At 35.7% G+C, this 22,441-nt stretch carries 24 protein-coding genes; 11 read left to right on the top strand and 13 right to left on the bottom strand.

Translation table 11 applies throughout. From position 1 onward, the window contains the following. Window positions 1–109 precede the first annotated feature (109 nt). A complete protein-coding gene (locus RHP76_RS06015) occupies window positions 110–445 on the bottom strand; it encodes a winged helix-turn-helix transcriptional regulator (protein ID WP_047377604.1) in 336 nt (111 codons plus the stop codon). A gap of 101 nt (window positions 446–546) precedes the next feature. Between RHP76_RS06015 and RHP76_RS06020 the strand changes: the two genes are divergently transcribed. From RHP76_RS06020 to RHP76_RS06050, 7 genes are all read left to right on the top strand, one after another. Next, complete coding sequence (locus RHP76_RS06020; protein ID WP_228432193.1) at window positions 547–1,293, top strand: SDR family oxidoreductase; 747 nt, start codon at window positions 547–549, stop codon at window positions 1,291–1,293. 172 nt (window positions 1,294–1,465) lie between these two features. Beyond that, on the top strand, window positions 1,466–2,449 hold the full coding sequence (locus tag RHP76_RS06025) for a heme-binding domain-containing protein (RefSeq protein WP_311229719.1): 984 nt from the start codon (window positions 1,466–1,468) through the stop codon (window positions 2,447–2,449). Beyond that, window positions 2,446–2,889, top strand: coding sequence for a hypothetical protein (locus tag RHP76_RS06030; protein WP_311229720.1), 444 nt, complete (start codon window positions 2,446–2,448; stop codon window positions 2,887–2,889). The genes RHP76_RS06025 and RHP76_RS06030 overlap by 4 nt, the downstream gene beginning before the upstream one ends. Before the next feature lie 80 nt (window positions 2,890–2,969). Further along, on the top strand, window positions 2,970–3,983 hold the full coding sequence (locus RHP76_RS06035; protein WP_120231597.1) for a sensor histidine kinase: 1,014 nt from the start codon (window positions 2,970–2,972) through the stop codon (window positions 3,981–3,983). Beyond that, window positions 3,964–4,728, top strand: a complete 765-nt coding sequence (locus RHP76_RS06040) for a LytR/AlgR family response regulator transcription factor (RefSeq protein WP_311229721.1) — start codon at window positions 3,964–3,966, stop codon at window positions 4,726–4,728. The genes RHP76_RS06035 and RHP76_RS06040 overlap by 20 nt, the downstream gene beginning before the upstream one ends. Window positions 4,729–5,052: 324 nt before the next feature. Beyond that, window positions 5,053–5,829, top strand: a complete 777-nt coding sequence (locus RHP76_RS06045; RefSeq protein ID WP_311229722.1) for a DUF1223 domain-containing protein — start codon at window positions 5,053–5,055, stop codon at window positions 5,827–5,829. 38 nt (window positions 5,830–5,867) lie between these two features. Then, window positions 5,868–6,260 carry a DoxX family protein gene (locus RHP76_RS06050; protein ID WP_062675283.1) on the top strand — a complete coding sequence of 131 codons (393 nt, stop codon included), beginning with the start codon at window positions 5,868–5,870 and terminating at the stop codon, window positions 6,258–6,260. A 322-nt stretch (window positions 6,261–6,582) separates the two neighbouring features. Here the strand turns inward: RHP76_RS06050 and RHP76_RS06055 are convergent, their stop codons facing one another. The 4 genes from RHP76_RS06055 to RHP76_RS06070 all read right to left on the bottom strand — a co-directional run bounded on the left by RHP76_RS06055 (window position 6,583) and on the right by RHP76_RS06070 (window position 10,225). Continuing rightward, on the bottom strand, window positions 6,583–7,575 hold the full coding sequence (locus RHP76_RS06055; RefSeq protein ID WP_311229723.1) for an MBL fold metallo-hydrolase: 993 nt from the start codon (window positions 7,573–7,575) through the stop codon (window positions 6,583–6,585). Between the two features lie 86 nt (window positions 7,576–7,661). Then, the gene (locus tag RHP76_RS06060) at window positions 7,662–8,663 is read right to left on the bottom strand and encodes an aldo/keto reductase (RefSeq protein ID WP_062675285.1); all 1,002 of its coding nucleotides are present in this window, start codon (window positions 8,661–8,663) and stop codon (window positions 7,662–7,664) included. A gap of 86 nt (window positions 8,664–8,749) precedes the next feature. Next, on the bottom strand, window positions 8,750–9,655 hold the full coding sequence (locus tag RHP76_RS06065) for a helix-turn-helix domain-containing protein (RefSeq protein ID WP_120231601.1): 906 nt from the start codon (window positions 9,653–9,655) through the stop codon (window positions 8,750–8,752). Window positions 9,656–9,769: 114 nt separating this feature from the next. Further along, entirely contained in the window at window positions 9,770–10,225 is a 456-nt protein-coding gene (locus RHP76_RS06070; protein WP_120231602.1) for a hypothetical protein, read from the bottom strand. A 562-nt stretch (window positions 10,226–10,787) separates the two neighbouring features. Between RHP76_RS06070 and RHP76_RS06075 the strand changes: the two genes are divergently transcribed. Further along, window positions 10,788–11,075 (top strand): GNAT family N-acetyltransferase, encoded by a 288-nt coding sequence (locus RHP76_RS06075; RefSeq protein ID WP_062675288.1) that lies wholly within the window; start codon window positions 10,788–10,790, stop codon window positions 11,073–11,075. Here RHP76_RS06075 and RHP76_RS06080 read toward each other — a convergent pair whose 3' ends face one another. Next, entirely contained in the window at window positions 11,076–12,110 is a 1,035-nt protein-coding gene (locus RHP76_RS06080; protein WP_311229724.1) for an MBL fold metallo-hydrolase, read from the bottom strand. A gap of 378 nt (window positions 12,111–12,488) precedes the next feature. On the opposite strand from RHP76_RS06080, the gene RHP76_RS06085 reads away from it, so the two are divergent. Continuing rightward, window positions 12,489–13,883, top strand: coding sequence for a S41 family peptidase (locus RHP76_RS06085; protein WP_311229725.1), 1,395 nt, complete (start codon window positions 12,489–12,491; stop codon window positions 13,881–13,883). Between the two features lie 41 nt (window positions 13,884–13,924). On the opposite strand, the gene RHP76_RS06090 is transcribed toward RHP76_RS06085, so the two are convergent. The 6 genes from RHP76_RS06090 to RHP76_RS06115 all read right to left on the bottom strand — a co-directional run bounded on the left by RHP76_RS06090 (window position 13,925) and on the right by RHP76_RS06115 (window position 18,851). Continuing rightward, on the bottom strand, window positions 13,925–14,515 hold the full coding sequence (locus RHP76_RS06090; protein WP_311229726.1) for a hypothetical protein: 591 nt from the start codon (window positions 14,513–14,515) through the stop codon (window positions 13,925–13,927). Window positions 14,516–14,528: 13 nt separating this feature from the next. Beyond that, on the bottom strand, window positions 14,529–15,038 hold the full coding sequence (locus RHP76_RS06095; RefSeq protein ID WP_311229727.1) for an RNA polymerase sigma factor: 510 nt from the start codon (window positions 15,036–15,038) through the stop codon (window positions 14,529–14,531). A 268-nt stretch (window positions 15,039–15,306) separates the two neighbouring features. After that, window positions 15,307–15,666, bottom strand: coding sequence for a DUF7716 domain-containing protein (locus tag RHP76_RS06100; protein ID WP_062675293.1), 360 nt, complete (start codon window positions 15,664–15,666; stop codon window positions 15,307–15,309). Between the two features lie 62 nt (window positions 15,667–15,728). Then, the gene (locus RHP76_RS06105) at window positions 15,729–16,544 is read right to left on the bottom strand and encodes a hypothetical protein (RefSeq protein ID WP_062675294.1); all 816 of its coding nucleotides are present in this window, start codon (window positions 16,542–16,544) and stop codon (window positions 15,729–15,731) included. 10 nt (window positions 16,545–16,554) lie between these two features. Continuing rightward, a complete protein-coding gene (locus RHP76_RS06110; RefSeq protein WP_062675295.1) occupies window positions 16,555–17,064 on the bottom strand; it encodes an RNA polymerase sigma factor in 510 nt (169 codons plus the stop codon). A gap of 155 nt (window positions 17,065–17,219) precedes the next feature. Beyond that, complete coding sequence (locus RHP76_RS06115) at window positions 17,220–18,851, bottom strand: NADP-dependent glyceraldehyde-3-phosphate dehydrogenase (RefSeq protein ID WP_311229728.1); 1,632 nt, start codon at window positions 18,849–18,851, stop codon at window positions 17,220–17,222. Window positions 18,852–19,162: 311 nt separating this feature from the next. On the opposite strand from RHP76_RS06115, the gene tpx reads away from it, so the two are divergent. Continuing rightward, window positions 19,163–19,732 (top strand): thiol peroxidase, encoded by a 570-nt coding sequence (gene tpx, locus RHP76_RS06120; RefSeq protein WP_311229729.1) that lies wholly within the window; start codon window positions 19,163–19,165, stop codon window positions 19,730–19,732. Window positions 19,733–20,096: 364 nt separating this feature from the next. On the opposite strand, the gene RHP76_RS06125 is transcribed toward tpx, so the two are convergent. Further along, entirely contained in the window at window positions 20,097–20,804 is a 708-nt protein-coding gene (locus RHP76_RS06125; protein WP_311229730.1) for a DUF6261 family protein, read from the bottom strand. Between the two features lie 365 nt (window positions 20,805–21,169). On the opposite strand from RHP76_RS06125, the gene RHP76_RS06130 reads away from it, so the two are divergent. Further along, window positions 21,170–22,279, top strand: coding sequence for a hypothetical protein (locus RHP76_RS06130; RefSeq protein WP_311229731.1), 1,110 nt, complete (start codon window positions 21,170–21,172; stop codon window positions 22,277–22,279). Window positions 22,280–22,441: the final 162 nt, after the last annotated feature.

The following is a 22,441-nucleotide window of genomic DNA, read 5'->3' on the forward strand; positions in this document are numbered from 1 at the left end:
TCTTTGAATTTTTGACACCCCTCCAGAGGAGGGGAATAGTGAGTACATATATACTCATCAAGATCAACGCATCCCTAATTCTAATTCCTGCAATCTAACATCTGCCACCTTACCTATCTTCCACAATTACTCTCCTATGCTCCCTGCCCCAGTTGATCATTTCCTGAATAATATTTCCAAAGGTTCGGCAGTATTCTGTAGGTTCGTATTCTATTAAAACAGGAGTTTCCGGGTAAACGGTGCGTTTTAGCAGTTTATTCAGTTCCATATCTTTCAGTTCTTTGGAAAGCATTCTGGTAGTAATTCCGGGAATACTTCGTTCAATTTCCCTGAAACGTCTGTTTCCGTTACAAAGTGAATTGATAACAGGAATACGCCATTTTCCTCCGATAAAATAAAGGGTATCCTGCAAGGCTCTAAGTTCTTCTGTCTGATCTCTTTCCATAGCTGCAAAGTTAAGTGATATCAAGAATGATACTGGTATACTCTGTGATACTGGTTACAAAAGTATACCATTTTGAAATAACTTTGTCAAAAAATTTTACAATGAAAAAATTAACCCATAAACTGGCTATCGTAACAGGAGGAAACAGCGGAATAGGATTCGCTGCAGCCAAAGAACTTATCTCAGAAGGAGCAACCGTAATCATTACCGGAAGACGAAAAGAAGCTGTAGAAAAAGCAGCTCAGGAACTTGGAGCAATCCCGTTCATAGCAGACCAGTCTAATCTTGATGATATTGATCTGTTGAAGAAAGAAGTAGAGAAAAAGTTCGGTAAAGCAGATATTCTGTTTATCAATGCAGGAATTACCGGAACTCTGACTCCTATTGAAAATATGGATGTTGAAAATTTCGATCAGGTGATGAATATTAATTTCAGAGGAGCTTATTTTACATTAAGCAAATTCATACCATTGTTAAATGATGGTGCTTCTGTCATCTTTTTATCTTCTATTGTTGCGTCTACCTATAAACCCAACAGTTCAGCTTATCAGGCAAGCAAAGCCGCGTTGAATTCTATTGCCAAAACGGCAGCAGCAGAATTGGCTCCAAGAAAAATCAGAGTGAATATGATAAGTCCGGGTCCGATAAAAACAGAAATCATGAGTAAAGCAGGCCTGGATGAAGAAACTTTGAAAAATATCCAAAACCATCTCATAGAACAGATTCCAATGAAGAAAATGGGAACCGCTGAAGAGATTGCCAAACTGGTTACCTATTTGTCAGATGATCAGATTTCAGGCTATGTCACCGGAACTGAAATTGTGATAGATGGTGGTATTACTTTATAAACAACAGATTTAATCAAATCCCGGTAATTGTGTTACCGGGATTTTTCTTGTAGATTTTCGGGGTTAAAAATTCCGGATTCGCCTTTTGATTTGTCCAGCTCGGACAGTTTTCCGTTTCACAGCATGTACTACCCGCCTACTTTTGATCCAGAAAAATAAAACAATACTCATTATGGATACCGTAAAGAAAAAAAGAAATCCCATTGCCATCGTATTTCTGGCTATTCTAGGAATTTTCGGAGGGTTGCAGTTATTCAGCACACCTTTGGAAGGAAAACCGGTTACAGGAAAAATTGAAGCGCCAAAGGAAGTGATCAGTATTCTTGAAAACTCATGTTTCAGCTGTCATTCCAACCAGCAGAATTTAAGCTGGTATGATAAACTTGCTCCTGTTTCCTGGGCTGTAAACAAAGATATCAAAAGAGCCAGAGAAGTCTTGAACTTCTCAGAATGGGAAAAGTTATCTCCTGCAGAACATCAGGGAAAAATGTACGCTATCCTCAATATGATGCAAAGTGGTAAAATGCCTCTCCATGAGTACACCCTTCTGCATCCTTCAGCCAAGATTACAGCAAAAGATATTGAAACGATCAAAAAATATACCCTTTCATTATCCTCAGTACAACCTTCTATACAAAATAAAACTGTGCCCAATTCACCTTCTGCAGCTAAAACTGACCTAGCTCCAGCTCAATTTCCGGTTTCTCCCAATAGACTTCAATATACTCCTGATTTTAAAAATTGGAAAGTCATCAGCATGAGTACTCTTTTTGACAATTCCATCCGTGTAATCTATGGAAATGACATCGCTGTAAAAGCGGTAGAAACTGAAGATTTTCATCCTTGGCCGGACGGAAGTATTGTAGTAAAATCTGTGTGGAAGCAACAGGAACTTCCAAATGGGGAAATCAGACCCGGGAAATTTATCAATGCGCAGTTTATGGTCAAAGATTCCAAGCAATATCAAGATACTGAGGGTTGGGGATTTGCGAAATTCTCAGGAGACGATCTCCATCCAACAGGAAAAACGGCTTCCTTCGCCAAAGAATCCTGCATTGCCTGCCACAGACAACTCGCAGAAAAAACAGGATACCTGTTTGATGTTCCCATGAAAGTAAATACCCAAAGACTAATTCAAAATTTACAGAAAAAATGAAAAATACAATCCTGATCTTATTGGTAAGCCTTGTTTCTCTTACCGCCTGCAGCAAAGAAAATAGTGATATGAATAATGGCCTTTCAAGGGTTGTCTTTGACCCGGGACCTCTCAAATTTATCTCTAATTCTTTAAATCCTAAAAAAGAAACTATGTCTGCCTTATATGGGAACGAAAAAGCATTGGAATCTTTAACAAAAGAAATCCAGACCCCTGAAGCCGGTTCTGTGATGAAACTGGTAACCTGGAAGTATCATGATAATCCTCAATATATCGGAGGAACCATCACCGGAGAATTGGTAAGTATTGAAACTGTTCAGGCTGATCATTCTGGAAAGGTTTCCTATGATATAAAAAATAGTCTACCACAAAACAGCTCTCCCAATAAAGAAGAAAGAATACAGTATTTTATGAGTTACCGCCCTGTAAACAGGCCTTAATAAAAAACTACAGTTTCACTATTTATCATAATATTTTAAATAAAAAAGGTTAATTTAACCTTTTCAAATCAGCAGATTTCATGCAACAGCAAAAAATAAAAATCTCACAAGCTATTATCTGGATAAGCTCCATTTTCCTGGGTATTTTATCATCCGTACCTCAGTTGGCATCCCATCAATTCGACTGGAAAGAAGCCGTGGTCAACTCAGCTATCACGGCAGCATTTTCGGTGATCATGTGGTACATCAATATTTATATGCTGAACCGCACCACAAAACGCAGACAGCATATCTCGTATTCAAGATTGATGGTAGTACTCGCTTTTGGTATGGTAATTATGTTTGGCCTGGCCTGGATTCAGCAGCTGATTCTCTCCCATATTAATTTTGGTCCGGTGATGCTGATGATCGAGGTAAGAGGAATCCTGATCAATCTGGTGTGCTATATGTTCCTGAGCCTTCTTCAGAATAATTATACAGGACAACAGGTACAGCTTGAACTGGAAAAGGTAAAAAGTGACAATTTAGGAGCTCAATATGAATTGTTAAAACAGCAGATCAACCCTCATTTTCTTTTTAACAGTCTGAACACATTAAAACTGATGGCCGAAACCCGTGATGAAGAAACTGTTGATTTTATTGTAAAATTATCTGATTTTTACAGATTTACACTGGAAAGCAGAAAACTGGACCTCATCAGCGTTCAGGAAGAAATGAAAATAGTAGATTCTTATTTATTCCTTCAGAAAGCCCGTTTTGGAGAAGGAATTAAGTTCACCAACGAACTTGGAAAAGAAACCGCCCAAACCCTTATTCCTCCTTTTACGCTTCAGCTTTTGGTGGAGAACTGTATCAAACATAATATTGTTTCTCAAAGCAAACCTTTACATATCAAAATTTACACTGCTGATGATCATATTGTAATTGAAAATCCTATACAGCGAAAAGTGAATCCTGAAGATTCTTTGGGAGTTGGTCTTGACAATATTAAAATGCGTTACAAACATTTGCTGGAAAAGGATATTATGATTAACTCAGACGAAAAAAAGTTTCAGATAAAATTACCATTAATCCATGAATATAATCATTATTGAAGATGAATTCCGGGCTGCAAAATCCCTGCAGAATTTGATATCAGACTTAAAACCGGACTCAAAAATACTGGGTGTTTATGACAGTATTGAAACAAGTATTGAAGGCTTAAAGGACATTAAACCCGATCTTATTTTTATGGATATCCATCTTTCGGACGGACTTTCCTTTGAAATTTTCAAATCGGTGGAGATCACCTGTCCTGTGGTTTTTTGTACTGCTTTTGATCAATATATGCTGGATGCTTTTAAAAGTAAAGGAGTTGATTATGTTTTGAAACCTTTTTCCAGGGAAGATATTGCCGAAGCCCTGCGAAAGGTTGATGAACTGAAAAAATTCTTCCAGAAAAATGATCTTCCGGACCTGGATTCTCTGATACAGAAAATCAGCCAGCCTGCTGCCGCAGGTAAGAGTAGTTTTCTGGTTTTTAAAAATCAGAAATACACCACCATTCCTACTGAAGACATTGCGTATTTTTATATCCATAATGAGATCACCCATCTGGTTACGTTCACCAAAGAACAGTTTCCCCTTACGCAGCCTTTGGGACAAGTGGCAGAACAGGTGTCTGACAAGCAGTTTTTCAGAGTTAACAGACAATATCTTGTTAATTTTAAAGCTATTAAGGAGATGGAACATTATTTTCAGCGTAAAATACTGGTAAAACTCACTATTGAAACCCCTGAAAAACTTTTGATTAACAAAGAAAAGACCCATAGTTTTTTTACTTGGCTGGAGGATAGATAAAGCAGTAAGGAAGATGGAGGATGGATGCTGGAAGTACTTGAAGACAAAGTCTTATTTAAATAAATTATAGCCCTGATTGAGATGATCAGGGTTTTCTTTTGCTTTAATTTTTTTAAGATTCATTACTCGTATTTTTACTATCAAAAAATATAACCGCCAATTCCTTTTTGCACTCCAAAAACTTCCTTCCTCTCTCTTCCAGCATACAGCCTTTAAATACTTCCCCCTACAATTTCCGGATTCACCTCTTAATTTGTCCGGTTTACCCTTTTTTGCATTCTTTTGCCTTTGAAGAGTATCTACTTTTGAATCAAATTAAAAGACATGATACTAAAAAACTTAATCACAGTAAGCGCTTTCACCGCATTACTATTTGCTACCTCAGCATTTATCCATCAAAATAAAGAACAAAAGACATCACAATCTCAAGCTTCTGAGAATAACGGATTTGCTGTTTTGGAACTTTTTACTTCAGAAGGTTGCTCAAGCTGTCCTCCTGCTGATGAGCTGATGGGAAAAATTGAAAAAGAATATAAGGATGAACCTGTGTATCTACTCTCCTACCATGTTGATTACTGGAACCGCCTTGGATGGAAAGACCGATTCAGTAGTTCTGAAAACTCTCAACGACAACAGCAGTACAGCCGAATATTGAATTCACAGGTTTATACTCCACAGCTGGTAGTCAACGGAAAAACAGAATTTGTAGGCTCTGATGAAAACAATATCAAAAATGCCATTCAGAAAGCCTTGTTTGCTTCTAAAAAAACAAATGTAGAATTATCTGCAACCGTTTCTCAGAATGCAGTTAATGTTCAGTATAAAGCGCCTTCCACCGATCCTCAGAATATACTTCTTATTAATTTGATTGAAAAACATTCTTCTACTCAGGTAGGAAAAGGTGAAAATGAGGGACGTCATCTTCATCATTGGCAAATTGTTTATAAGCAAAACCTCATCTCATTGAATAAAAAGCAGGAAGGAATCACAACATTTAAACTGCCGGAAGGCTTTTCTCCGGAAAACTGGGAAGTCATCGCTTTTATTCAGAATATGAAAACGGGAGAAATCTCAGGATCAGCAAAAACAGCTTTTAAATAAAATACTGTACAATTTAATTATCACTAAAAATTACAACAATGAAAACAAAAACTACAAAAATTATCTATTGGTCAGGTGCTATTTTTATGTCATTATGGTTTGGGGCCAGCGGTTTCTTTGAACTGACAAAAAATTCGGTGGTGTGGGACATTACTCAACAGCTTGGCTATCCGCCTCATTTCATTTATATATTAGGTGTTTTTAAAATTGCTGGAGTTCTGGTTCTTCTGCTTCCCAATAGATTATTAAGATTGAAAGAATGGGTATTTGCAGGAATGTTCTTTGATATTCTTTTTGCTTTCTTTTCAAAAATTGCGGTCCTGGGTTTTCCGTCTACGGTAGATGCAATTGTTGCCTTTTCTGTGTTAACGGTAACTTACATCATGTTCAGAAAGCTTTATTCTCCTGAATTGGTATTTGGAGAGGCTTGATAGGCATACAATTCTAATTTTTTCTTATGTTTGAAACAGATCCTTCCGTTGCCTGGGAGGATCTGTTGTTTCAGTGAGGTGATGAATAAGTTTTGGCTGAAGGCGGATAGAGGAATACTGTTTTTGAAAGCGGACTAAAGTCCGCTGCTATTGATTGTATTGCATGTATGATGTATCATCCCGTTTTTGACCACCCCGTCAAAAATTCTTTGAATTTTTGCCACCCCTCCGGAGGAGAGGAATAGTGAGCACATATGCATTAATCAATGTCGATATATCACTTATTCCTAATCCTCTTATCCTTTCACCTTCAACCTATTACCTAATTCATAAAACTTTCCGGGAACCATTCAAATGCTGTTGCTTTTTTCTTTGTGTATCCCAAACCTGGCCATGGTAAATGATAAGCAAATGCTCTGATCTTGGTATCTGCCAATTGTTGAAGGAGTTTTTTTCTTGATGCCGTTGCAATATCCAGATCGGTGTCACCGAAATAGCCCCATTCAGGATGTGGAAAAAGAATGACATCAGAATGAATCAAATCTGCGATATAGATCAGCTTTTCATTTTCTGAAGAGATGGTTGTAACCGTTAAACCGGGAGTGTGACCGGGAGCTAACTGGAAACTAAAATAGTCATATAATGGATGATTAAGGTCATAAAATTTCAGTTTAGGCTGAATCGTTTTCAAAATATTCTGAATTGCAGGAATAATCTGATTAAGAAATCCAGGTTGTGTTTTCAAAGCACTGTTACTGAAATCTTTGATGGAAGCTTTCATCCAGAAATCATGTTCTATCTTAGAAATAAAAATATCAGCATTGGGGAAAATAAACTGATTTTGTTTATCCACTACTCCGCCAATGTGATCCGGATGGGCGTGAGAGATGAATACATCAGTAACATCTTTCGCTGAAAATCCTGCTTTTTGGAGACTTTTTAATAGAAATCCGGTTCTTTCATCAGCAAAAATCCCCATTCCGGTATCGAATAAAATGAGTTTATTTTTTGTTTTAACTAATAGAATATTCATCGCCATATCGATATAATTTTCCGGTCTGAAATTGTTTTTAAGGATTGATTTCAATTCTGTAACATTTCCTCTGGGAGCGAATGAGTTAAGGTTTTCTTCATGAATATATCCGTCTGTTAGTACAAAAACTTCCAGTTCACCCAATTTTAATTTTTTAAAACCGGAAAGGTCATCTCCAGTTTTTTCAACAGTTGTTTTAGACTGTGCCATTAAACCGGAAAAAGGAATCATGCTTAATGTTCCTACCAATAATCCGTTCTTTAATAATTCCCTTCTGTTCATAGCTGAGTGTTTTTCATTTTAAAATTTAAAACAAAAAAACTGAGCTCCTTCATTATCAGGAACTCAGTTTTTATCTAACATTGTCTTTAATTGTTCACCAGTTTCATTGAACCTTCATTGTATCTTTCTCCCACATTAGGGTATTTTTTCAGGATCGCATCAATGGTATCCAGATCTGATTGAGAAAGCTCAATATTAACAGCGGCAATGTTTTCTTCAAGATATTTGATTCGTTTTGTACCAGGAATCGGGATAATATCATCTCCCTGATTCAACACCCATGCTAAGGCAAGCTGGGTTCCTTTTACTCCTTTGGAAGCTGCCAACTCATTGATTTCGTTAGCCAGTTTGGTATTATTTTCAAGATACTCCTGCTGATAACGCGGTAATGATTTTCTAAAATCGTCATCGCCAAGATTCTGCGCTTCATAAATATTGGTAAAAAGTCCTCTTGCCAATGGGGAATAAGGGACTAAAGAAATCCCAAGCTCTCTGATGGTTGGTAAAATCTCTTTTTCAACATCTTTGGTAAGGATGGAATATTCTGACTGTAAGGCGGCAATAGGGTGAATTTTGTTCGCTTTTCTGATAGATTCTGCAGAAGCTTCAGATAATCCAAGATATTTAACTTTTCCTGCTTTCACCAGCTCTGCCATAGCGCCTACTGTTTCTTCTACAGGAACATTGGGATCTATTCTGTGGGCATAATACAGGTCAATGGTATCAATCTTTAATCTTTGAAGACTTAAATCTACTGCCTGTCTGATCCATTCCGGAGAGCCGTCGAAGTATGTTCCGGGAGCTCCACTGTGACTTGCTTTACCATCTTTAAACCTGAATCCGAATTTGGTTGCAATAAAAATCTTATCTCTGTTTGGCACTAAAACCTTGGAGATCAGTTTTTCATTTTCTCCATTAGCATACATATCTGCTGTATCCCAAAAGTTGACGCCTAAATCCAGCGCTCTGTGCAGGGTATTGATACTTTCCTGCTCGTCTGTAGGACCATAAGCAAAGCTCATTCCCATACATCCTAAACCGATTGCTGATAACTGTTCTTCTGTGTTTCCTAATTTTTTAAATTTCATGATAGGTATGATTTAATTTTATATGACAAAATTAGAACATCCGGAAACCAACCACGATATAGAATTCAAACTAAGAATTATAAAATTCAAACAACATCCATTCTTAAGGCATTGGGAGTAATTCCGGTTTGTTTTTTAAAATAATTGGTGAAATAAGCAGGTTCTTCAAAGCCTAATCCGTAGGCAATCTCAGAAATATTCCAATCCGTATGTTTCAGCAAGGCATTGGCTTCCTGAATAATCCTTGCAGTGATCTGCTGGCTGGTTGTTTTCCCTGTAATCTCTTTTACCGAACGGTTCAAAGAATTCACATGAATGGAAAGACTTTGAGCATAATCATTCGGGGTTTTTAATTTCAAAAAAGCCTCAGGGCTGTCGATAGGAAACTGTCTTTCCAATAGTTCCATAAACAAGGACGCCACTCTTTGGGAAGCATTCTGATAAGGTTCAAAGCTTTCTGCCGGCTGCATTCTCATTGTTTCATGTATCATCAGATGAAGATATGCTCTCAACATATCATACTTGTGGATATAATCTGACTGAATCTCCGTCATCATTTTGATATACATCTCAGAAAGTATCTTCTGCTGCTCTTCATCGACAAAGAAAACAGGTGTTCCTCCAATCTTGAACAGCGGAGAATCCTGAAGGTTTCCCATACGGCTTCCATTGTGGAGAAACTGATCGGTAAAAAGGCAGAACCAACCTTTCTGATCTTCATCATCAGCTTCCCAGGAATAAGGAATAATGGGATTGGAAAACAATAAGGCGGGGCGATCTACTTTGATCCATTTATCAGCATAGTGAAGTTTTCCTTTTCCAATGATGAGTGAAATCTTATAATAATCTCTCCTGCTGTAAGGAGTATGCGGAGAGCAATACTCCCGTGAAAAGACATTGAAGTGCCCCATTTTATTCACCCCAACACATTGAGATGCCAGATTAGGAGCATTCCTTTCATAAAAACCATTCAGTGATTCGTGTGATTCCATAAATCAAAGTTATAAAAATCAAACAAATTAAATCATAAAAATTATAGGATTAAAAAATTAAATGGCTGACAATGCTGCCAGCCATTTAAAAGTGAATATTGAGTTGATAATAATCTAATCCCAATCATCATGTCCGTGACCATGATGTTTATTTTGTTTTTTGTAATATTTTTCCTGATTTTTATAATACTTCTCCTGTTGTTTACGGTATTTTTTATAATCGTTTTTGTTTCTTCCGTAAACAATTACAGGATTCTGTCCTCTGTAGTACTTCTTTTTAAAGATGATATACTTTTCTCTACCCAGAATTCTTTCCAGCTCTGAATAACGGTCGTTTCTCCATCTTCCCGGTTCCACCACATACACTCTATTCCAGGTATCATAATCACGATATCTGTCATTTAACACATAAATCTGATTAGCCTGTGTTGTTGAAAGCACAAGATCAGTAATTACTCTTTGCCAGTTGATATCAGAGATACTCCTTCTGTAATCATTATAATAATCTGACTGGGCATAACTTAAGCTGAATGTCCCAACCAATAATGCTGTTAATATTAACTTTTTCATTTCATTCCACTTTAAAAATAATTACCAAGTGATAGTCAATTAAAGTGCCAATTATTAATTACAAATACTAATATTTGTTAAAAAAAACCACAAACAACTGATTATCTTTGAATTATTTTCTGTATTTTTTATTAAATTCTTAAACATTAATTATTTTAAGGTTATGATTATATCCTAAGAATTATTAAGTAACAACCCTATTACACATTAATAATCAACACATTGCAGATTTATAAAAACACATATTTAAGTTTCGTCTAAAAGCCGTAGAGAATTATATATCATGTGGCGGGCTAAGCCCATCTCTATTGATCCTGGCATACGGATATTTAATGGTAATATCTTTTATCTTTTATCTTTTATCTTTTATCTTTTATCTTTTATCTTTTATCTTTTATCTTTTATCTTTTATCTTTTATCTTTTATCCACTTATGTTATAAAATTCGTTAAGATTCCCATAAATTATTATTTCATATAGTTTAATTTCGTAATTTTAATGAAGAGAATGTTTTTAAAGAAATTTTCTCAAATTATTTTTGATCAACCAAATCTTACATTGTTATGGAAAATATAAAGTTTCAGGTATCTCAATATCAGGATGAATTGCAGCTACTTATCGATGAAAAAAAGGCAGGTTATATGTCTATAGAGGTTGACGGAAGACTGCTTATTGTATATTATACGAAACTTGACGAAGAGCGTGAGGGAAAAGGATACGCTAAACTATTGCTGGATGAACTTGTACGCTACGCAGAAGAAAAAGATTTGCTTGTAGACCCGGAATGTGATTTTGTAAGACAACAGTTTGAAAATCATCCCGCAAGATATAAAGAAATCTGGCATGCCTGATCAGCTTTCCCACCAGGCTGTAAACTTTTGTTCTGACTGATTCAGATCTACCACCTCTCCGATCATCGGAGTGAGGATGTTCAGTTTTTTTTCTCTTCCAAGAGCCGTTATCTTTTGTAAAGGTTCATTCCATGGATGAAGTGCCAATGCAAATTTGGCAGCATGAACCGGGATAATACGTTCTGCTTTCAGATCAATAGCCGCCTGAATAACATCTTCCGGCAATGTATGGATATACCTCCATGCCTCTCCATATTGTCCATTCTCAAGAACAGCATAATCGAAAGGGCCATATTGCTCGCCTATTGTTTTAAAATGAGAATCATAGCCACTATCTCCGCCTAAGAAAATTCTTTTTGTAGGTGTTATCAGAACATAGGAACTCCATAGCGTATCATTCTGTCTTACCCTTCTGCCGGAAAAATGTCTGGCAGGAGTAAAGACAATTTTTATATTATTTTCCAGGGCAACTTCTGTTCCCCATTCTTCTTCAATAAGTTTACTCTCCGCATACCCCCATCTTTCCAAGTGCGCTCCTACTCCCAAAGGAATAATAGCCATTCCTGTTCTTTCTTCGATAGATTTTACAGTTGGGTAATCCAGGTGGTCAAAATGATCATGCGTTATCACAAGATAGTCAATATTCGGAATATCTTCAGGTTTAAAAATATCTGATCCTTTGAAAGCTTTATTAAAGTATTTGAAAGGTGAACCATAAAGACTCAGGACAGGATCTATTAAAAAGGAAACTCCATCAGTCTGCAGATAATAAGATGAATGTCCTAACCAGATCAATACATCCTTATTTTTATCAATATTTTTCAGATTGGTATGAAGAGATGGAATGGCTGTTAAAGGTTTCAACAACGGATCTTTTTTTCCTAAAAAGAAATCGTAGGTTACTTTCCACATCTTGTAGCCTTCAGTAATGGAAGGAGTATGACTGACATTCCTGAACTGTTTCTTTTTATAAAGTTTTGACTGTCTGATACGCTTCAGCCTCTTTCCTTTTGGCACTCCACCAAATGCCTTCATATTGATCACTATAAAAAAAGTTACCGTCAAAACAGCTATACACGTAATAATCCAGTAAATCATCTGTACGAAATAAATATCAAATGTATTGACTTTTGCTTTTAAATGAAAGTTTATTCCATTTTACTCCATTTTTTAACTAAATTTATCATGTATTTTTAAAAATTTATTACTCGTTTAGCTCGGGATTAATTTTAAACTTTCTATTTTAGCACCCTAAAAAACTCAGATACATTGAAAAATTATTCGGTAATATTTCTTCTCGTTATTTTTTCGTCTTGTGCCTCTATAAAAAAACACAACGAACAACGGGCCTCATGTATTCCACCGGAGCAACTTAAAGAAGATGTAGACTTTGCGTATTCAAAACTACAGCAAATGCACCCTCAATTATACTGGTATATTCCCAGGAAGGAACTGGAACGTAAATTTGACAGTCTTAAACAGACCCTCACCGAGCCTCTTACTCCTCTTCAGTTTTATTTCAAACTTCAACCTGTCATTGCAGGAATTCGGGAAGGACATCTCTCATTGAGAATTCCCAGAAAAAAATTTACCAAAAGTGAAATAAAAAGACTGGAACATCAGAAAGGGATGTTCAGCCGTTTTGAATATTATATTTCAGGAGATCAGATGTATATTATTCAAAACAAAGATTCTATTGAACATATAAAACCGGGAACTGAAATTTTATCCATCAATAATATTCCTGTATCCAATTATATCAAGAAGTACAGAAGTCTGATCAGCAGTGATGGTGATAATACCACTTTCCACCCGTATTTTTTAAAAGATCTGTTCTTTAATTTTTATACTGCCGAAAATGGATTTGACAGCAAAGCTACTCTTGAAACCCTATACCAGGGAGAAAAAAAGACGTATACCTTAACCAGAGAAACAAAATCTGACGCTGATCTTGAAAAGGATAAGGAAATGCAGAAAAAGACCCCGGAAAAGAAACTGAACGACTATGTAGCTTCCAGTAATTCTTATAACAGAAGTTTTAAGTTTCTGGACAAAGACAGTACTATTGCTTATATTAAGGTGAAAAGCTTTTCAAGGGATTATTCGGATGAGTTTTATAAAAAGACTTTTGCCAAGATCAACCTTGCGAAATCTCCTTACCTCATCATAGATGTCCGAAATAATTATGGCGGCTCCTTGTATGAAATCAATAACCTGTATTCGTATTTAGCTGATGAGCCGTTTACGCTGATCAAGCCTTCTCAGTTAACTTCAAGAAATGCCCCTCTGCGTACCAATTATTTCAGAAAAAGTACTCCTTTAGAGTATGCTCTTAAAAGTATCGCTTATCCGAGTTTTTTTCTTGCGCAGACTTTCAGTACCTATAAAAAGGATGGAAAAGTATTCTACAAGATGAAAGCTGACAAACCTACAAAACCCAAAAAGGATGCCTTCCATGGAAAAATTTTTGTACTGATTAACGGAGGAAGTTTCTCGGCATCGTCTATTATTACCGCCAAACTTAAAAATGATAAAAGAGCAACGCTTGTGGGAGAAGAAACAGGTGGTGCCAATGACGGAACTGTGGCCGGTTTTTATTCCTACCAAAAGCTTCCCAATTCTGAAATCAGATTTCCCATAGGATTACTTTTGGTACAACCTAATATCAGTTTTTCAGATTCACGGAAAGGCGTTGTTCCTGATGTGACTGTTACTGAAAACATGCAGGATATTATTGATAAAAAAGACCCACAACTGGATTGGATAAAAAACGAAATTGCCAAAGAAAAAGAACATAAAGGACAGTAATGAATATAGTTTCGGCGGGCTTTCAGCCCGCCGAACTCTTTTTATCTTTTTAATTCTTCTAAAAGATCTTCAATATATTGGATGTATCTTCCATAATAGCGCTGATACCAGAACCTTCCAACAATATAAAGCAAAAATAAGCCTATGGTTACTGTACTAATTAACACTACTGCAATCTTCAGTTCACTCAAAGGTTTTGGCCACGGGATAAACTCCAGGACAATCAGGATTTCACATACCAGAAATGGGGCAAAACTGATGTAGTATGAGAGGTAATATTGTTTGTTAAGATTGAGCTGCATCACGAGATCTTTCAAAGAATCATAAGTTTTAGGTGCAGGATTACTGATTTCATTATACAGTTTAAAAAACTTGCTGAAAAAGAAAACAGTAACAATAAGCATGGAGGCAATCAATACGGTTATGTACAACTGAAGTTTAAATGGTCTGCACACAGAGCACACCAGAAAAGCAAAGACAAAGATTCCTATCATCCACCAGAATTCAACACGCATATTTTTACGTATTTTTTCAAGGGGAAGATTCAGTTTATTTCTCTGTTCTATGGTTATTTCGGGAGTTTCCTCCACAATATCTTCGTTCCAGGTATTTTTCAATTCATTGATATTCATTGGATTACTGATTTTAATGTTGGTTGGTTTTTATTTGGCTTAAGATATCTTTAAGTTTATTTTTGGCCCGGTTCATTTTCACTCTTACATTGCCCTCTGAAATCCCCATTTGTTCGGCAATCTGCTTTCCTGAAAAATCTTCCAGATAATAGAATATAAAAGCCTTATCAATAGAATTAAGCTGATGGATAGCTTTGTACATTTCAGTCAGGCGCTCTTCTTTACGATCATCATAATCTTCCTGGATAATGAGTTGGTTAGAAAAATCTTCATGAGAAATAAAGCTTCTTCTCTTTTCTTTTTTAAGGAAAATAATAGCGGTATTCAAAGCGATTCTGTATAGCCATGTAGAAAATTCACTTTCACCTCTGAAACCGGGAAATGCTTTCCAGAGCTGATAGGTAATCTCCTGAAAAAGATCATCACGATCGTCCTTATCAGTCATATACATCTTAGCAATCTTAAACAGGATTCCTTTATGCTGTCCAATTTTACTGATAAACTCTTGTTCTAATGAGGTCATAGCTTGTTACTCTATAGAGTTAGTTTTCGTTTAAAAAAATTGTTACAGATTTTTACAAAAGAAATAAAAAAACCTGACAGAAAATACTGCCAGGTCTCATTGTGTGTTTTTTAAGTTTTTTTTACTATTTCCTTAGAATAGTATGAGTCGAAATAATTTTTTCTGACCTGGTCAGTTAGTAGAAGAAAAGTAAAAATGTTACATAAAAAAAACAATAAGCTGATATTTTTGATATCAGCTTATTGTTTTTAAGTATTTAATTCTTTTATTATTTAAAATCTAAGAAATCATCTTTTTCAAGATAATGGTTCAGAGCTGTGATAAGCTGAGAAGAGCTAATATCAGCACGCTGTCTTAAAGCAAGATCCACCACATCCTGAATATTTTCATCAGAACACATATAATGAAGTTTGTTATGAAAAACAAAATCAGGTAAGATTTCATTATCATGCTCACCAATATCCAAAGGATCTCCGATAAAAACTTTCATTTCGGGTTTAAACTCATCTGTTGAAGAATAGACTGCATAATTATATTCCGGGTCAAAGGATGCTTGCCTATCCTGTTTGCTCTTTACCAGTTCCAGAAATTCTTCTATAGAATACACCTGATTTTTAAAATCATCCATGTGACATTTTTTTACAACTCAATTTTCTAAAGATAGAAATTTTACAGAATACAGCGTAATTTCTAATTCAGTTTATTTAAAGCCCTCTGCAATGATCCGATATCCAGAAAATGAAGTTTTGCTCCTACTATGATAATGATCAAAAGAACAATTGTCAGAAATAAAATAATAAAAAAATACATGGATACAAACCATATGACGGTATTCAGGATGTTTCCTTTAATTCCCATTTTATTCATGAAAAATTTCTGTGAACGTTCAAACCATGTTTTTTTCTTTTCACGTTTTGGTCTTACTTCAATTCCATTCAGTTCATCTACCCAACGCACTACATCATCAATGTATCTTCCGTACATATAATAGATCCAGTATCTTATAATAAAAGCAATCAACAAAAGGGTAATCAGAAGACTGATCCCGAAAATAGCCAGGTTATATTCCCTGTCAAAATGAAAATTGATCTGGATCAGAGACAAAAGAAATCCAAGCGGGATATAAGAAATATAATATGAGATATAAATTTCTTTCGAGATGAGAAGCTGCGTTTTGAGCGTAAACAGATCATAATTTGTATTGGTACTGTTTTTTCTAAGCAGCTTATACAATTTCAGGAAGCGGGAATAAAAATAAACAATAATAGCAACGGTCAGGATCGTGACAAATACTGAAATCGTTTTAATATTAGAATCCTTAGAGGCGAAAGGAAAACCTGTTAACAGCAAAGGCAGTGTTACAATCATCAGCCAGAATTCAGTTTCCATATTCACTTTCAGCATCTGCAGCGGAGAATGTATTTCCTTCTGTTTTTCCAGAGAAATTTCAGGGGATTCCTGCCCTGTATCTTTATTCCAAAGTTCTTTAAAATTTTCTAAATCCATAGTGTTATTTTTAATAGGAATCTGTTCCCTGTCTGGTAATGATCTCTTTCAGCTTTTCTTTTGCTCTCTTCAGCTTTACCCGTGTATTCACTTCAGTAATTCCCAGCTGTACAGCAATCTCTTTTCCGGAAAAACCCTCTAAAAAAAAGAATATAAGGGCTTTATCAATGGGGCTTAGCTGATGGATAGCTTCATACATCCGCTTCATATTCATATCATCCGTATCATTATAAGGTTCCTGCCGGGCATTCAGCCCATCGACATTCTGATTCTGTATAAAACTACGTTTTTTTTCACTTCGCAGAAAAACAATTGCTGTGTTGAGCGCAGTTCTGTACAGCCATGTGGAGAAATCACTCCTCTTTTGAAAATCACCATATGATTTCCAGGCCTGGTAAATGATCTCCTGATAGAGGTCATTCTGGTCGTCCTTATTATCCATATACATTTTAGAGATCTTGAAAACAACACCTTTGTGCTTTTCAATTTTCTCTAAAAATTCTTTTTCGGGTGAAGACATGATTTACACACTGATCCTTAGATGATATTTCTAAAAAATACCATCTTATTATAACACAAAACTCTAATTTCCGGCATTAAGTTAAAAAAATCCTCAACAAACCAAGATGTTTATTGAGGATTTTTATTTTATGTTAAATACAGTTTCAGTCAGAATCAGAAAATATAATCTGTACTTAAAAAGTTAGAATCATGTTCTCTGACAATAGTATTCAACAGCTCTTTGTTGGAATCTGTCAGTTTTGCCGCCACCAGAGACCGGATGGAGAATGAACGGAGTGCATCAAAAACAGAAAGTGTTCCTTCTGCACTGTCTTTTCTTCCTGTAAATGGAAAAACATCGGGGCCTCTTTGTGCCTGACAGTTGATATTGACACGGCTTACAAGATTTACAAAAGGATCAATCAGTCTTGCTACTTCATGAGGATCTTCACTGAAAATACTTACCTGCATTCCGTGGGAAGCATTCACCTGATATTCTATAGGCTCTTCTATATCTTCGAAGGGAACAACAGGAATCACAGGACCAAACTGTTCTTCATGATAAAGTTTCATCTCACTGTTTACAGGATATACAACTGCCGGGAAAACAAAAGATTCATCTGTATAGCCTCCATCTTTATTCAGTACTGTAGCTCCTTTCTGTAAAGCATCATCAATACATTCTTTCAGATAAGCCGGTTTATTGACCTCCGGAAGTGGAGTTACTTTCACCTCTTTTTCCCATGGCAGCCCGGCCTTCAAAGCAGAGACAGCAGCACTTAATTTTTCTGTAAACTCCAATGCCACTTCTTTCTGAACAAATATCAGTTTCAATGCTGTACAACGCTGCCCGTTGAAAGAAAGTGCTCCTAAAATACACTCACTTACCGCTACATCAAGATTCGCATTTTTAGTAACGATGGCTGCATTTTTAGCATCCAGACTCAGGATGGCTCTTAAACGGTTCACTTTCGGGTGTAATTTTTTTAATCCGTTCGCCACTTTACTGGAACCGATAAAAGCCAGAACGTTTACTTTCCCGCTTTCCATAATGGGAGTGATAATTTCTGAGCCTTTTCCATATAATGTATTCACCGTTCCTTTCGGGAAGGCTTCCTTGAATGCGTTCAATAAAGGATAATGAGCAAGGACACCATGTTTCGGCAGTTTAAAAAGGATGGTATTTCCCATGATCAAAGCCGGAATCAATGTGGTAAAAATTTCATTGAGAGGATAATTGAAAGGTCCCATACTTAACACCACGCCAAGCGGAGCCCTTCTGATCTGTGCAATGGTTCCTTCTGCCTGTTGAAAGCGGGAAGATTCCCTGTCAAGATCTTTTAATGCATCAATGGTTTGGTTGATATAATCTACCGTACGGTCAAACTCTTTGGTAGAATCGGCCAGTGTCTTTCCGATTTCCCACATCAGTAGTCTGATAACCAGATCTCTCTGCTGGATCATCAGATATACGAATTTCTGCATGCATTTGATACGTCCTTCCACAGACATTGTCGGCCACTCGCCAAGTCCGTTATCATAGGCTTTTACACAAGCTTCGAGAACTTCCATCGCCTCGTTCGGACCAATATTCGGAATACTTCCCAGAAGTTTTCTTTCCAATCCGTTTTCTGTGGGGATGCATACCGGGGAATAAATTTCCGTGACATCTCCTTTCCACTCTACCAGTTCTCCATTCAAAAGATACGTTCTCTGATGGATGACCGGAACTTTATATTCTTCCGGAATTTCGTTTTCTCCTTTAAAAATGCTGTGATGAAATGATGCTGTATTTTCTGAACTCATAAATCTTTCTATTTTTTTTATGTGATAAGATTGAGATTGTCTCAAAATTTAAATTATTTGACTTTCGTCATTCTGACACAGAATGAAGTTCTGCGAACATTGTTCAAAGAATCTTTATTGATTTTTATATGAGATTCTTCATTACATTTTATTTCATTCAGAATGACACCTTTGAAACAACCTTGTTTAATAATATAAAGGTAAAAGTAAATTGTGTTGAAAAAAATAATCTGACAATAGATTCGATCTATTTGAATTAAAATTAATCTTAGCTCCTGAAAAAAGAATAATTTAGCTTAAAAATAAATTTCATGTTTTCAAAATTAGTTTGCGGCACACTGCTATTCTTCTCTGCGGTGGGCTTTGCTCAAAAATCTAAAGCGATCAATACAGTTTTAATGGGCGGGAAAGAAGTTCATACTTATGCCAAATTGCCGGCACTGAATAAGCCGGCTCCTAAATTTACCCTTACCGATGTGAATATGAATGACCAGACCCTGGATTCCTTCAAAGGAAGATACGTTATTCTGAATATCTTTCCGAGTGTAGACACCGGTGTTTGTTCTGCTTCTGTATATCATTTCAATGAAGAGGCTGGAAACCTTCCCAATACGGTAGTCCTTTGTATTTCCAAAGATCTGCCGTTTGCCCAGAAAAGATTCTGTGGCGCGGAAGGCATCAAAAACATAATCATGCTTTCCGATTTCCGTTCAGACTTTGGCTGGAACTATGGGGTGGAACTGGTAGATTCTCCAATGAAAGGGCTTCTGAGCAGAGCGGTTGTGGTGATAGATCCTTCAGGTAATATTATCTATGAAGAACAAGTGCCGGATATTGCTCAGGAACCGAATTATGAAGCGGCTATTGCGGCTGTGAAATAATAAATGGCTTAAAAAATAAAACTCAGCGAATTGCTGAGTTTTTTATGTTATAATTGTTTTGTTGTAAAAACGCTAAGACGCAAAATGACATTAAAAACTTTCTGTTGTAAGGCGCAAGGATTTTATCGGAGATAAAATTTCAACGGCATATTTGTCATTCCGAGTAAAGCAAGGAATCTAAACGCGATTAGGCGGATTAAGCAGATAAATAGGAAAAGAACAGTGAAATCTGTGGGAAAATAATCACGTATTACCTGCTGAAAATCTCATATTGAGCGAAGTTGAAATCTTCTTGCGCCTTAAAATAAGACATCACTTAAAAAAAACTTGCGTCTTCTCGGTTCTCCAACAAAAAATCCAAAACTTATTTCTGTGGAGTTTCACCACTCTCTTTCTTCTCTGATGTAGAGTTCTTTGCAGCTTTCACCAACTCATTGGTATCACTGTACAGCAATTCCCAGCCTGATACCTCTTTCATCACCGTGAGCAGATTAAGATAAGATTTCACAGTTTTCTCCAGATCTTTACGGATAACACTCGCACTCGTCATTTGACGAAGATCGGCATTAGCTCCCGCCTGCTCTGCAAACACGATCTCAAAAGCATCCTGCTTAGCTTTCATCTCTGCAAAGGCTGCATCCAGAAAAAGTGCTGTGATCTTCTGTTTGTTTTCTGTCGTTTCTAATGCTTCTATAAGCTTCTTCATCTGAGCGGTTTGTGAAGAGTAACTGAGCCTGTCCAGGTTCAGTCCAAAAGTTTTGAATACTCCGTAGAGATCCTCTGCCAGCCGATAGTTGACCGCAGAAGGCAGCTTACGATAGCCGTTCAGGAAAGATTTCAGATTGGCATAGGCGGTATCTCTTTCGTGATCGGCTGTGGCTACGTCCTTCCCTTTTCCGCTGTAGACCTGCTTTGTATAGACCTTATCGTATTCCGTATAGGAAGACGCCAAAGCGCCTACAAGAGGATGATTGTTAATAACAGGGTATTTTCCGGATTGGGTATTAGAAAGAATTCTCTGAGCTAAAGTCGCAAGATCTTTAGTACTCAGCTGTGTGAGAGCAATTTTCATTTTTTGTGTTTTTTGGGATTAATAAATTAATACTCAAATATAGAAAAAAGTTGTTTTGTTACAAACATACCTGCAACAAACCTCCCGAGGTCCTGGGAGGTTTCTCCCAACTTGCAGGAGATTTCCCAAGTTCTTGGGAAGTTTCAAACAGACTTGTTTGTAATAAGCGGAGGGCTTGGGAGGGGTGTTTTGCTATTGTTTTAGAGTTCTGGAGGAGTTGGGGGTGTAAATGGGGATATTTTGAGGTAGGAAGTTTTTGTAGTTAAGGGAAACCCAATCTAATTTGTTTTTTTGTTTTTTTGTTTTTTTGTATTTAAAATAGTTTTAAATTAATGATTGTGAAAATAATATTACAAAAATAATACATGAAAATCACCTTATTCTATTCTTGGCAATCGGATCTACCAAATAATTCTAATAGAAGTTACATTCAAAAAGCGATTCAAAAAGCAATAAAAAATATTTTACAAACCAACAAAGACATTAATGAGATATTAATCGAAAGTGACAGTAGAGATGAGTTAGGAACTCCCGATTTAGTTAATACAATATTTTCGAAAATTGACAATTGTGACATTTTTATTGGAGATATATCAATAATTAATTCAAATGTAGAAACTAGAAAAGTTCCTAATCCTAATGTATTAATAGAGTTAGGATATGCGTCTTCTAGAATTGGTTGGGATAAAATAATATCAATTTTTAATAGTGAATATGGAAAAATAGAAGATTTACCATTTGATATTCGACATAGAAAACCTTTGTTGTACATAAAAGATAATAATAATTTAGAACAATTACTTGAACTGAATATCAAAAAGATAGTTGAGAATTATATTAGTGATAAGCGTTATTATTTAGAATTAAAACGAGAAGTTGATTTGTCATTACAAGCCGTTCTTATTGATTTAGGAACAATTTTATATTTTCAAAATAGTAAAAAGAGATTTGATTATAACAGAATTTTACAACTGTCAAATGAGAGTCTTCAAGAGGAACTATCTCAACTAGAAATTTTAGGGTTTACAATTTTTAAAGACAATAAAGAACATCTCCAAGAATTTATGGATTTTCTAAATAATCAAGTATATGTAAATTTTCTAACTAATTCTGAGAAAAATATACTTTCAAAAGTCATTCTTCAGTTAAGAAATTTATTTAAAGTTTTAGCTGACGAATCATTTTATGATCAAATAACAAACAATGAGAAATACTATGTAATTAATGCTAATAAAATGAATTCCGATAATTCTTTAAATAGTTATATATTAATGGAAAAAATTTCTGAAACTGAAGGTATTGTTTTAAATGGAGGATTGTTAATTAAAAACAAAGTGAAATATGCAACTTTTTATTATAAAATAAAACCAGAAAAAATTTCTATAATAACAAATATAATAAATCAGCTTTCATTTGAAATTCAAAACTGGATAAGAATAACTGGAAATTATTTTATATATAATATAACAAAATAATTTTCTTACTAGTCTATCCAAACAATCTTTCAAAAGCAGAAAACATTAGTAAAGAGTAAAGACTAAGTGATAACAAGTTTTATTTTTTATATAACAAGGCTAAAGCCTAAACTTAATTTTAAACTTCGGCTAAAGCCAATCATATTACACACAAAGAAAACG

Source organism: Chryseobacterium sp. SG20098 (assembly GCF_031844745.1).
In the GTDB taxonomy this organism is placed as follows: Bacteria; Bacteroidota; Bacteroidia; order Flavobacteriales; family Weeksellaceae; genus Chryseobacterium; species Chryseobacterium cucumeris.

Coding starts and splice junctions, on each gene's coding strand:
- RHP76_RS06015 (WP_047377604.1), bottom strand. CDS start 445: ATGGAAAGAGATCAGACAGAAGAACTTAGAGCCTTGCAGGATACCCTT.
- RHP76_RS06020 (WP_228432193.1), top strand. CDS start 547: ATGAAAAAATTAACCCATAAACTGGCTATCGTAACAGGAGGAAACAGC.
- RHP76_RS06025 (WP_311229719.1), top strand. CDS start 1,466: ATGGATACCGTAAAGAAAAAAAGAAATCCCATTGCCATCGTATTTCTG.
- RHP76_RS06030 (WP_311229720.1), top strand. CDS start 2,446: ATGAAAAATACAATCCTGATCTTATTGGTAAGCCTTGTTTCTCTTACC.
- RHP76_RS06035 (WP_120231597.1), top strand. CDS start 2,970: ATGCAACAGCAAAAAATAAAAATCTCACAAGCTATTATCTGGATAAGC.
- RHP76_RS06040 (WP_311229721.1), top strand. CDS start 3,964: ATGAATATAATCATTATTGAAGATGAATTCCGGGCTGCAAAATCCCTG.
- RHP76_RS06045 (WP_311229722.1), top strand. CDS start 5,053: ATGATACTAAAAAACTTAATCACAGTAAGCGCTTTCACCGCATTACTA.
- RHP76_RS06050 (WP_062675283.1), top strand. CDS start 5,868: ATGAAAACAAAAACTACAAAAATTATCTATTGGTCAGGTGCTATTTTT.
- RHP76_RS06055 (WP_311229723.1), bottom strand. CDS start 7,575: ATGAACAGAAGGGAATTATTAAAGAACGGATTATTGGTAGGAACATTA.
- RHP76_RS06060 (WP_062675285.1), bottom strand. CDS start 8,663: ATGAAATTTAAAAAATTAGGAAACACAGAAGAACAGTTATCAGCAATC.
- RHP76_RS06065 (WP_120231601.1), bottom strand. CDS start 9,655: ATGGAATCACACGAATCACTGAATGGTTTTTATGAAAGGAATGCTCCT.
- RHP76_RS06070 (WP_120231602.1), bottom strand. CDS start 10,225: ATGAAAAAGTTAATATTAACAGCATTATTGGTTGGGACATTCAGCTTA.
- RHP76_RS06075 (WP_062675288.1), top strand. CDS start 10,788: ATGGAAAATATAAAGTTTCAGGTATCTCAATATCAGGATGAATTGCAG.
- RHP76_RS06080 (WP_311229724.1), bottom strand. CDS start 12,110: ATGAAGGCATTTGGTGGAGTGCCAAAAGGAAAGAGGCTGAAGCGTATC.
- RHP76_RS06085 (WP_311229725.1), top strand. CDS start 12,489: ATGCACCCTCAATTATACTGGTATATTCCCAGGAAGGAACTGGAACGT.
- RHP76_RS06090 (WP_311229726.1), bottom strand. CDS start 14,515: ATGAATATCAATGAATTGAAAAATACCTGGAACGAAGATATTGTGGAG.
- RHP76_RS06095 (WP_311229727.1), bottom strand. CDS start 15,038: ATGACCTCATTAGAACAAGAGTTTATCAGTAAAATTGGACAGCATAAA.
- RHP76_RS06100 (WP_062675293.1), bottom strand. CDS start 15,666: ATGGATGATTTTAAAAATCAGGTGTATTCTATAGAAGAATTTCTGGAA.
- RHP76_RS06105 (WP_062675294.1), bottom strand. CDS start 16,544: ATGGATTTAGAAAATTTTAAAGAACTTTGGAATAAAGATACAGGGCAG.
- RHP76_RS06110 (WP_062675295.1), bottom strand. CDS start 17,064: ATGTCTTCACCCGAAAAAGAATTTTTAGAGAAAATTGAAAAGCACAAA.
- RHP76_RS06115 (WP_311229728.1), bottom strand. CDS start 18,851: ATGAGTTCAGAAAATACAGCATCATTTCATCACAGCATTTTTAAAGGA.
- tpx (WP_311229729.1), top strand. CDS start 19,163: ATGTTTTCAAAATTAGTTTGCGGCACACTGCTATTCTTCTCTGCGGTG.
- RHP76_RS06125 (WP_311229730.1), bottom strand. CDS start 20,804: ATGAAAATTGCTCTCACACAGCTGAGTACTAAAGATCTTGCGACTTTA.
- RHP76_RS06130 (WP_311229731.1), top strand. CDS start 21,170: ATGAAAATCACCTTATTCTATTCTTGGCAATCGGATCTACCAAATAAT.